The sequence below is a fragment of the Romboutsia sp. genome, assembly GCF_051659545.1.
In the GTDB taxonomy this organism is placed as follows: Bacteria; Bacillota; Clostridia; order Peptostreptococcales; family Peptostreptococcaceae; genus JBOFOR01.
In genome coordinates this window covers 1-10,604 of the sequence record NZ_JBOFOR010000341.1, presented here as the reverse complement: position 1 = coordinate 10,604, position 10,604 = coordinate 1, and the positions used below count along the sequence as shown (strand labels likewise).

The 10,604-nt window shown below is 31.3% G+C and carries 9 protein-coding genes and 1 riboswitch; all 9 genes read left to right on the top strand.

Features of this window, described 5'->3' with window-relative positions; translation table 11 throughout:
- The first annotated feature begins 250 nt into the window (after positions 1-250).
- Complete coding sequence (locus ACRC03_RS20190) at positions 251-2,014, top strand: hypothetical protein (RefSeq protein WP_438654411.1); 1,764 nt, start codon at positions 251-253, stop codon at positions 2,012-2,014.
- A 156-nt stretch (positions 2,015-2,170) separates the two neighbouring features.
- Positions 2,171-2,279: riboswitch (glycine riboswitch) on the top strand.
- Positions 2,245-2,736, top strand: a complete 492-nt coding sequence (locus ACRC03_RS20185; protein ID WP_438654410.1) for a GrdX family protein — start codon at positions 2,245-2,247, stop codon at positions 2,734-2,736. Its footprint overlaps the riboswitch before it by 35 nt.
- A gap of 80 nt (positions 2,737-2,816) precedes the next feature.
- Complete coding sequence (gene trxB, locus ACRC03_RS20180; RefSeq protein ID WP_438654409.1) at positions 2,817-3,782, top strand: thioredoxin-disulfide reductase; 966 nt, start codon at positions 2,817-2,819, stop codon at positions 3,780-3,782.
- A gap of 24 nt (positions 3,783-3,806) precedes the next feature.
- Positions 3,807-4,124, top strand: a complete 318-nt coding sequence (gene trxA, locus ACRC03_RS20175; protein WP_438654408.1) for a thioredoxin TrxA — start codon at positions 3,807-3,809, stop codon at positions 4,122-4,124.
- Between the two features lie 176 nt (positions 4,125-4,300).
- The gene (locus tag ACRC03_RS20170) at positions 4,301-5,587 is read left to right on the top strand and encodes a glycine/sarcosine/betaine reductase component B subunit (RefSeq protein ID WP_438654407.1); all 1,287 of its coding nucleotides are present in this window, start codon (positions 4,301-4,303) and stop codon (positions 5,585-5,587) included.
- Positions 5,588-5,647: 60 nt separating this feature from the next.
- Positions 5,648-6,127 carry a glycine/sarcosine/betaine reductase complex selenoprotein A gene (grdA, locus tag ACRC03_RS20165; RefSeq protein ID WP_438654406.1) on the top strand — a complete coding sequence of 160 codons (480 nt, stop codon included), beginning with the start codon at positions 5,648-5,650 and terminating at the stop codon, positions 6,125-6,127.
- Between the two features lie 27 nt (positions 6,128-6,154).
- Positions 6,155-7,504, top strand: a complete 1,350-nt coding sequence (grdB, locus tag ACRC03_RS20160) for a glycine reductase complex selenoprotein B (RefSeq protein WP_438654405.1) — start codon at positions 6,155-6,157, stop codon at positions 7,502-7,504.
- A 133-nt stretch (positions 7,505-7,637) separates the two neighbouring features.
- Positions 7,638-9,170, top strand: coding sequence for a glycine/sarcosine/betaine reductase complex component C subunit beta (grdC, locus tag ACRC03_RS20155; protein ID WP_438654404.1), 1,533 nt, complete (start codon positions 7,638-7,640; stop codon positions 9,168-9,170).
- 12 nt (positions 9,171-9,182) lie between these two features.
- On the top strand, positions 9,183-10,328 hold the full coding sequence (gene grdD / locus ACRC03_RS20150) for a glycine/sarcosine/betaine reductase complex component C subunit alpha (protein ID WP_438654403.1): 1,146 nt from the start codon (positions 9,183-9,185) through the stop codon (positions 10,326-10,328).
- Positions 10,329-10,604 lie beyond the last annotated feature (276 nt).

Here is a 10,604-nt window from a genome sequence, read left to right as displayed (position 1 = left end):
ACAACTTTAAGGTAGTAGTGGCGAAGACACCGTCTATTTTGCTTGGCTTTGTAACAACCTCTGATTATATCGTTTAGGTGTGATTAAGTCGTTAGCCACCAAGAATCCCTCTGCTTTAGCTGTAGGGAGTGTGTCAATTCTTATCTAGGCTTGAAACTTGAATTTTTATATAATTATTTATTAAAAAAGTTAATCTGTGTAAAGATAGGGTAAAATATTAGTACAAACTAAAAAAGTAAGGAAGATTTGTATGAAAAAAGAAAGAAGACGTATAATAATAGATTTTGAAGTACTATCTAAAACTAACTTTTGGATGTGCTGTATGAAAGATTACAAGACTAAAAAAGAACACACTATAATAAATAATAGAGAAGAACTAATAAGAGTATACGAAAAAAATAAAGACTCAGTATGGGTAGGGTACAACATTAAAGGATACGATCAGTGGATACTAAAGGCGATAATTGCAGGCATAGACCCATGTATAGTATCAGATAAACTTATTGAAAGTAGAGTATCAGGTTGGAGTATAGATAGAAACTTAAATAGAATACCACTCTATATTTTTGAAATAAATGATAGCTACAGAAGCTTAAAAGAACTTGAATTATTTATGGGTGAAGATATTAGAGAAAGTAGTGTATCTTTTGACTTAGATAGATACCCTACTGAAGAGGAAATTAAGGAGCTGACAACCTATTGTCTTCATGATGTTAGAATGACTTTTAAAGTATTTGAAGAAAATTACTACAAATATCAAGCTCAAATGAATCTAATAGAATATTTTAACTTAGATGATGCTATGATAAATAAAACAGAAGCACAGCTAAGTGCTTATATATTAGGAGCAAAAAAGCCAAATTATGAAAGAAATGATGTATTAGAATTTGAAATTGTAGATACTCTAAAATTAAGTAAATATAATTATATAAAAGATTGGTACTTAAACCAAAATAACAGAGACCAAAAGAAATACTTTAGAACTAATGTATATGGTATAGAAACAGATTTTGGATGGGGTGGACTTCACTCTGCAAGAAAAAAATATGAAGCTTGTGATTATATAGTTAATTCAGATGTAAGCTCTTTTTATCCATCTATAATGATAGAGTATGGCCTTTTAAGTAGAAATGTACAAAATCCAGATAAGTATAAAGAAATAAGAGATAATCGTATAAAATTAAAAAAAGAAAATAACCCAATAGAAAAATCATTAAAACTTGTATTAAATAGCACTTATGGAGCGTGTATGGATATAAATAATGACCTTTATGACCCTAGACAAGGAAATGGTATTTGTGTAAATGGGCAATTATTATTGTTAGATCTTATAGAAAAAGTAGAACTTAAATTTGGTGAAAATGCGGAATTTATACAAGGAAACACTGATGGAGTTATGTTTAAGTTTAATTCTAAAGGAGATGTAGATAGTTACCTAGAAATTTGTAAAGAATGGTGCAAAAGAACTAAAATGGAGTTAGAGCATGATTTTATAAAAAAGATTATTCAAAAAGATGTAAATAATTATGTATACGTAGATGAGAGTGAAAAAATTAAGAGTAAAGGTGCTTATGTAAAAAAGCTAAGTATTATAGACAATGATTTACCTATAATAAACAGAGCAATAAAAGAAAAACTTATAAATAATATACATATAGAAACTACTATAAATAATTCTAACAATCTTATTGATTTTCAAAAATGTGTTAAAGCCACAGGAAAGTATAGTCATGTAGTTTATGGAAATGAAAAAATCAATTTAAAAGTGCTTAGAGTTTTTGCCAGTAAAAGTATTTCTCATAACTCAATTATGAAAATCAAAGAAAATAAAAATCCTGAAAAAATAAGTTACACACCAGATAGAGTATTTATAGATAACAGTAGAATCATAGAAAAAGAAGTTCCGACAATTCTAGATAAAAACTGGTATATAAATATTGCTAAGGAAAGATTAGATAGTTTTGTACAGCAAAATACATTTACATTATTTGATTATGCTAATTTAATTAAGTAAATTTTAGAGAAAATACTTATTATGTACTAAAATAATAATATATATACAAAAAAAAAAAAATAATAGTTGAAATTTATATAGATAGTTTATATACTTAAGGTATAAAGTATTGAAAAAGTATATAGGGATGTCCTATATATAAAATTTAATATCCGAGTGAAGGGCATAGGAGACAGCTTCGTAAAAGAAGTGACCGAAGGGACAAATCTAATTATTTATCCAGTAATTAGATGAAATTCTCAGGTAAAAAGATTATGTCTAGACGGACCTCTGAAAATAAAATTGACAGAGAAGGCAAATGGGATGTTGTCTTCTCTGTTTTTATTTTTAAAGAAAAATTGAAAGAGAGTGGGATACATATGATAATAATCACCAATAATCCTCTGGTAGTAAAAGAATTGAGCAGTAAAAAAGTGATTTATAAAGAAAACACCTACATTGAAATCCTTAAAGAATGTAGAGACTTAATACACAAAGGTTACGAGCTATTATCACATCCGCTTTATGGAAGTGTAAAACCAAATGAAACTCCTTATAGAAGCATTATCATAAAAGAAGGAAAACACTTAGACACGAATTCATTATCATTAATAGAAGAAGCAATAAACACAGCTTCAAAATTTCAAAACAATAAAAAGACTCCAAGATGGACACCTCAAGTTTTAGACGATTTTCAAGTAATTGATTTAGATATTTTAACAAATACCATACAAAGAATTTAATACCTAAGTATATTAATTTAAATAAGTACACCCATAGGAAAACGGTTCTTAGAAATGAAAATCAGGAGGTAATTATTATAATGGATAATTTATATGATTTAATAATAATAGGATCAGGTCCAGCAGGACTTTCAGCAGGACTTTACGGTGCAAGAGCAAAGCTTAAAACTTTAATAATTGAAAAAAGTAAAACCGGTGGTCAAATAGTAACAACTCATGACGTTGCCAATTACCCAGGTAGTGTAGAGGAGGCATCTGGACCAAAGATAATAGCTAGAATGGTAGAGCAATGTAAAAGCTTTGGAGCAGAAATGGTTAAAGATGCAATAGTAGATGTAGATTTAAATGATGACATAAAGGTAATAAAAGGGGAAAAGAGTGAATATAAAGGCAAGACTCTAATAATAGCAACCGGAGCGACACCTAGAAAGCTAGGAGTAAGTGGTGAAAAAGAGCTTACTGGAAAAGGAGTATCTTACTGTGCAACTTGTGATGGAGATTTCTTTACTGATTTAGAAGTATTTGCAGTAGGTGGAGGAAACAGTGCTATAGAGGAAGGTATGTTCTTAACTAAGTTTGCAAGAAAAGTTACTATAGTACATAGAAGTGAAAAATTAAAGTGTGCTAGGTCAATAGAGGAAAAAGCTAAAGAAAATGAAAATATAGAGTTTATGTTTAATACAACAATAAAAGAATTACAAGGGGATGGAATTTTAGAAAAGATAGTGTTTGAAAACACAGTAACAGGGGAAATAACAGAATACGAAGCTGATGAAGATGATGGTACAATGGGTGTATTTGTATTTGTAGGCTTAGACCCTCAAACACAAATATTCAAAGGCAAAATAGATATGGATGCAAATGGATATATAAAAACTGACGAAAATATGAAAACAAATGTAGATGGAGTTTTTGCAGCAGGAGATTGTAGAATAAAAATGCTTAGACAAGTAGTAACAGCTACTAGTGATGGTGCAATAGCTACAATAAGTGCTGAAAAATATATTGAAAATAGTTTAACTCATTTAGAGGAAGCGACTATATAAAGATAAAATAAAGGGGGATTTTAAATGTTAGTATTAGATAAAAATACTTTTGAAGAAGAAGTAGTAAAACATGAAGGAATAGTTGTTGTAGATTTTTGGAGTGAAGGGTGTGAGCCTTGCAAAGCATTACTTCCTGAAGTTGAGGAATTAGCAAATCAATACACAGAAAACTTTAAATTCTGTAAGTTAGATACAACAAAAGCAAGAAGATTAGCAATAAAAGAAAAAGTATTAGGTCTTCCTACTATAGCTGTATATAAAGATGGAGCTAAAATAGATGAAGTTACTAAAGATGATGCAACTAAATCTAATATAGAAGAAATGATAAAAAAATATCTTTAGTTAAAATCATAATATAATGTTGTTATAAATTTGGGGATACCTCAAATATATATATAGTTTAAAACAAGCTTGATAAAGATTAAGTATGAAATTATGTACAAAATAAATTACTTAATAATTTAAGCTTAGTTATAAATAAAAATACTAATTTTGATAAAAAAATAGGGGGTGTACGTATGCGTCTTGAGTTAGGGAAAATCTTTATAAATGACGTTCAGTTTGGTGAAGTAACTGAAGTTAAAGATGGAGTTTTATACGTAAATAAAGAAGAGATGCTTAAAGAAATAGGTGGAGATGACCATATTAAATCTATAGATTTAGATATAGTTCATCCAGGGGAAAGTGTAAGAATAACACCTGTTAAAGATGTAATAGAACCAAGAGTAAAAGTTGAAGGTAAGGGTGGAATATTCCCAGGAATAATTTCAAAAGTTGAAACTGTTGGTACTGGAAAAACTCATGCTCTTTCTGGTTGTGCAGTTGTAACTACAGGTAAAATAGTTGGTTTCCAAGAAGGTATAATAGATATGACGGGACCTGGTGCTGATTATTGTCCATTCTCTAATCTACACAATGTAGTAGTTATAGCAGAGCCAGTAGATGGATTAAAGCAACATGACCATGAAAAAGCTGTTAGAATGATAGGATTTAAAGCTGCAGCATATTTAGGAGAAGCAGGAAGAAATGTTGAGCCTAATGAAGTTAAGGTTTATGAAACTAAACCATTATTAGAATCTATAAAAGAATATCCAGAACTTCCTAAAGTAGGATATGTATATATGTTACAAACACAAGGGTTACTTCATGATACATATGTATATGGAGTAGATGCAAAACAAATAGTTCCGACATTACTTTATCCAACAGAACTTATGGATGGTGCTATAGTTAGTGGAAACTGTGTTTCTGCATGTGATAAAAACCCTTCTTATGTTCACATAAATAACTCAATAGTTGAAGACTTATATGAACAACATGGAAAAGAAATAAACTTTGTAGGTGTAATTATAACTAATGAAAACGTATATCTAGCAGATAAAGAAAGATCTTCAAACTGGACTGCTAAGTTATGTAAGTATTTAGGATTAGATGCAGTTATAATTTCACAAGAAGGATTTGGTAACCCAGATACAGATCTTATAATGAACTGTAAAAAAATAGAAATGGAAGATATAAAAACAGTTATAGTAACAGATGAATATGCAGGTCGTGATGGAGCTTCTCAATCACTTGCAGATGCAGATGTTAGAGCAGATGCAGTTGTAACAGGTGGAAATGCTAATGAATTAATAGTTCTTCCTAAGATGGATAAAATTATAGGTCATATAGAAGTTGTAGATGTAATAGCTGGAGGATTCGCAGGAAGTTTAAGAGAAGATGGAAGCATAGAAGCTGAAATACAAGTTATAACAGGATCTACAAATGAGACAGGATTTGGACGTTTATCTACAACAACATATTAGATAACAAATAAACATAAGAACATTAAAATATATAACAGAAGTATAAAAAGGGGGATAATTATGAGCATACTTGCAAATAAAAAGGTCCTTATAATAGGTGACCGTGATGGTATACCTGGACCAGCTATAGAAGAATGTGTAAAAACAGTAGAAGGAACGGAGATAATATTCTCTTCAACAGAATGTTTTGTCTGAACGGCTGCTGGGGCTATGGACTTAGAAAACCAAAAGAGAGTTAAAGAAGCTTGTGAAAAACACGGAGCTGATAACTTAGTGGTTTTACTAGGTGCATCTGAAGCCGAAGCTGCAGGTCTTGCAGCAGAAACAGTAACAGCAGGAGATCCAACATTTGCGGGTCCACTTGCTGGAGTTGAATTAGGTCTTAGAGTATATCATGTTGTAGAAGAAGAGATGAAGGCTGAGTTTAATGAGGCTGTTTATGAAGAACAAATAAGCATGATGGAAATGGTACTTGAAGTTGATGAAATAGTAGACGAAATGTCTAGTATAAGAAATCAATTCTGTAAGTTTAATAGTTAATTAAACAAAAGGGGTGAAAAATAAAATATGGAAAAACTAAGAGTAGTTCATTATATAAATCAATTCTTCGCTGGAATCGGTGGAGAAGAAAAGGCTGATACTAAGCCACATGTGGCTGAAACTTTACCTCCAATAAGCTTACAACTAGATAAGCTATTAGGGGATAACATGGAGATAGTTGGAACTGTTGTATGTGGGGATACATATTTCAATGAAAACTTAGAATCAGCTAGTGAAGAAGTATTAAACATGATAAAAGGGTTTGAACCACAACTTTTCATAGCTGGACCATCATTTAATGCTGGTAGATATGGAGTAGCTGCAGGAGCTATAACAAAAGTTGTTCAAGAAAACTTAAATATACCTTGTTTTACAGGAATGTATATAGAAAATCCAGGAGCAGATATGTATAAAAAGGATGTTTATATAATAGAAACATCTGACTCAGCTGCAGGTATGAGAAAAGCACTTCCAAAAGTAGCTAGTTTTGCTCAGAAGTTAGTTAGTGGTGAAGCTATAGGATCACCAGCAGAAGAAGGATACCTTGAAAGAGGATTAAGAGTGAATTTCTTCCATAGCGAAAAAGGATCAAAAAGAGCTGTAGATATGTTACTTAAAAAGATAAAGGGAGAGGAATTTGTAACAGAATATCCAATGCCTGTATTTGATAGAGTTGCTCCTGCTAAGGCAGTAAAAGATTTATCAAATATTAAAGTAGCAGTACTTACTTCAGGAGGTATAGTACCAAAAGGAAATCCAGATAGAATAGAATCTTCTTCTGCATCTAAGTTTGGAGAATACTCTTTAGTAGGATTTGATAACTTAACAGAAGAAACTCATGAAACTGCACATGGTGGATACGACCCAGTATATGCTAATTTAGATGCAGACAGAGTTTTACCAGTTGATGTACTTAGAGATTTTGTAAAAGAAGGTATTATAGGAGAGTTACACGAGTTATTTTACACAACTGTTGGTAATGGTACAGCAGTTGCAAGTGCAAAAGCTTTTGCTAATGAAATAGGTACTAGATTAAAAGCAGCAGGAGTAGAAGCAGTTATACTTACTTCTACGTGAGGTACTTGTACTCGTTGCGGTGCAACGATGGTAAAAGAAATAGAAAGAGTTATGGAAGTTCCTGTAGTTCATATGTGTACAGTAGTTCCTATATCTTTAACAGTTGGAGCAAACAGAATAGTTCCAGCTATAGCAATACCACATCCACTTGGAAATCCAAACCTTGACCCAAGAGAAGAAAAGGCGTTAAGAAGAGGATTAGTAGAAAAAGCATTAGCTGCTTTAACTACAGAAGTTGAAGATCAAACTGTATTTGAAAATCCAGACACATCAATATTTAAAAAGAAAGTTATGGCTTAAGATGTAGTTAGGATAAATAGATAGTATAAATAGATGGGCTTTTTAGTCCATCTATTTGTAAAGTTATGAAAATTACCAGCACCTCTTATTTATTCGGTGTTGGATATAAATATAAATTTATAGGGGGTGCTTTATGTCTTATCCAGTACTTAAAGGGGCAAGTTATGTGCTAATTCATACTCCAGATATGATAGTACAAAATGGTAGTACTTGTAATGTAGAAAGAGCAACTAATCCAGATTCAGAGTTTTTAAAAGAAATAAGTAACCATATTAGAAATTATGAAGATGTAGTTAACTACATACCAAATCAAGTTTATATAGGAAATAATAGACCAGAAGAGTTAAAAACATTTTCTATGCCTTGGTGTAATGAAAAGATAGAAGGTAGCAGAAATGGTAAGCTTGGGGAGATAATGCCTCAGGATGAGTTTATTGCATTGATGCAAATATGTGATGCTTTTGATTTAGTTAAGTTAAGTGAAGAATTTATAAATGAAGTAAAACCTAAAATAGAAAATAATTACCCAGAACTTATGCCTTTTATAGCGAAGTTAAAGGGAGATAATATAGAAGAAGGTATAGAATTAGTAAATAGTCATGTTGCAGAAGGTTTATATAATGAAAGTAATTTTGTAGGATACATAAAAAGAGCTCATGATGTAGATGTTAACTTAAATGCACATACAATGTTTGAAAACTTAGTAGTAAAAGCTTCGGGAGTATTATCAGGTATTCATTTAGTAAGAAGCTCTAAGGTAGATCCTACTTCTATAGATTATGTATTAGAGTGCTCAGAAGAAGCTTGTGGAGATATAAATCAAAGAGGTGGAGGAAACTTTGCTAAGGCTATTGCTGAAATAGTAGGACTTACAAATGCTACAGGTTCAGATACTAGAGGATTCTGTGCAGCACCTACACATGCTCTTATACAAGCATCAGCTCTTGTAAAATCAGGAATATTTAAAAATGTAATGGTAGTTGCAGGTGGAGCTAGTGCAAAACTTGGAATGAATGCTAAAGATCATATTAAAAAAGGTTTACCAGTTTTAGAAGATGTAGTAGGAGGATTTGCAGTTTTAGTTTCTGAAAATGATGGAATAAATCCAATAATTAGAACTGATTTAGTAGGAAAACACAATGTTGGAACAGGGTCTTCTCCTCAAGCAGTAATGACATCTTTAATAACTTCAGGTATTGATAGAGCTAATTTAAAAATAACTGATGTAGATGTATTCTCAGTGGAAATGCAAAATCCAGATATAACAAAACCAGCAGGAGCAGGGGATGTACCAGAAGCTAACTACAAGATGATAGGTGCACTTGCAGTTAAGCGTGGAGATATAGAAAAGAAAGATTTAAAGGGATTTGTTGAAGAGAAAGGTTTACCAGGATGGGCTCCAACTCAAGGTCATATACCATCAGGAGTACCATATATAGGTTTCTTAATAGATGATTTAACTACTGGAGACAAAAATAGAGCTATGATAGTTGGTAAAGGAAGTTTATTCCTAGGAAGAATGACAAATCTATTTGATGGAGTATCTTTTGTAGCAGAGAGAAACAATGGAGTGACTGAAGAAGCTAATGGAGTATCTAAGGAAGAAATTAAGAAAATAATAGCTGAGTCCATGAAAAAATTAGCATTAGATATGTTAGAAGAATAGGGGGGGAATATTATGACTAAAAAATTAATAGCGAATACCTTCCTAGAAATAGCTGATGCTATACAAAGCGGTGAATTTGGAAAGAAAATTAAAATAGGATTAACTACATTAGGTAGTGAGCATGGAGTAGATAATTTAGTAAAAGGAGCTCATCTAGCTAAGTCTAATTTATTTGATATAGTATTAATAGGCCCTAAAGTAGACACAGATTTAGAAATAGTAGAAGTAAACTGTGAAAAAGAAATGCACGCAAAGATGGAAGAATTATTAGATAGTGGTTATATAGATGCAGTAGTTACTATGCATTATAATTTTCCAATAGGGGTTTCTACAGTAGGAAGAGTAATTACTCCTGCTAGAGGAACAGAAATGATTCTTGCTACTACTACAGGAACTAGTGCAACAAATAGAATAGAGGCAATGGTTAGAAATGCTATTAGTGGTATAGCTACTGCAAAAAGTATAGGAATAAAATCGCCTAAAATTGGTATCCTTAACTTAGATGGAGCTAGACAAGTAGAAAAATGTTTAAAGGATTTACAATCTAATGGTTATGATGTAGAATTTGCTGATTCTATAAGAGCAGATGGTGGATGTGTTATGAGAGGAAATGACTTATTAGCAGGTGCACCTGATGTTATGGTTTGTGATACTTTAAGTGGAAATATATTCATGAAAGTTTTCTCTTCTTATACAACAGGTGGAGATTATGAAGCAGCAGGATATGGATATGGTCCAGGTGTAGGGGAAGATTATCATAGAAGAATATTGATTTTATCAAGAGCTTCAGGTTCTCCAGTAGTTGCTAATGCATTAAAATATGCTTATGATGTGGCTAAGGGAGAAGTAAATAATATAGCTAAAAATGAATACTTAAGTGCTAAGAATGCTAAACTTGATGATATAATTTCTGCTTTAACTAAGAAAGAAGTTAAATCTACTGATGAGGAAGTGGCAATGCCTCCAAAGGAAGTTGTTACTCATCAAATATCAGGAATAGATGTTATGGATTTAGAAGATGCAGTTAAGGTATTATGGAAAGCTTCTATATATGCAGAAAGTGGAATGGGCTGTACAGGTCCTATAGTATTAGTAAATGAGACTAAAGGAAATGAAGCAGTAGAAATATTATTAAAAGCTGGATATACGGCAAAATAATTTTTATAGTAAGCATAAAAGTCATCCTTTAAACACTTAGAGGATGACTTTTTAGCGTTTAAATGTAATGGTGATAAAATTAAATATAAATAAATATATAAAGTAATTTAAATTTAATCCGATAATTTAAAATAGAAATGTAAGCGTAAAAGAATCTCTGCATAGAAAATAAATTTCCTTCTTGGTAATATTTAATCATATTAAAAACTCAAGGAGGAATATATGGCAACTTTTCAAGCTGTAGAATTAAAAAATAATAAGTTCAATAATAAAGAA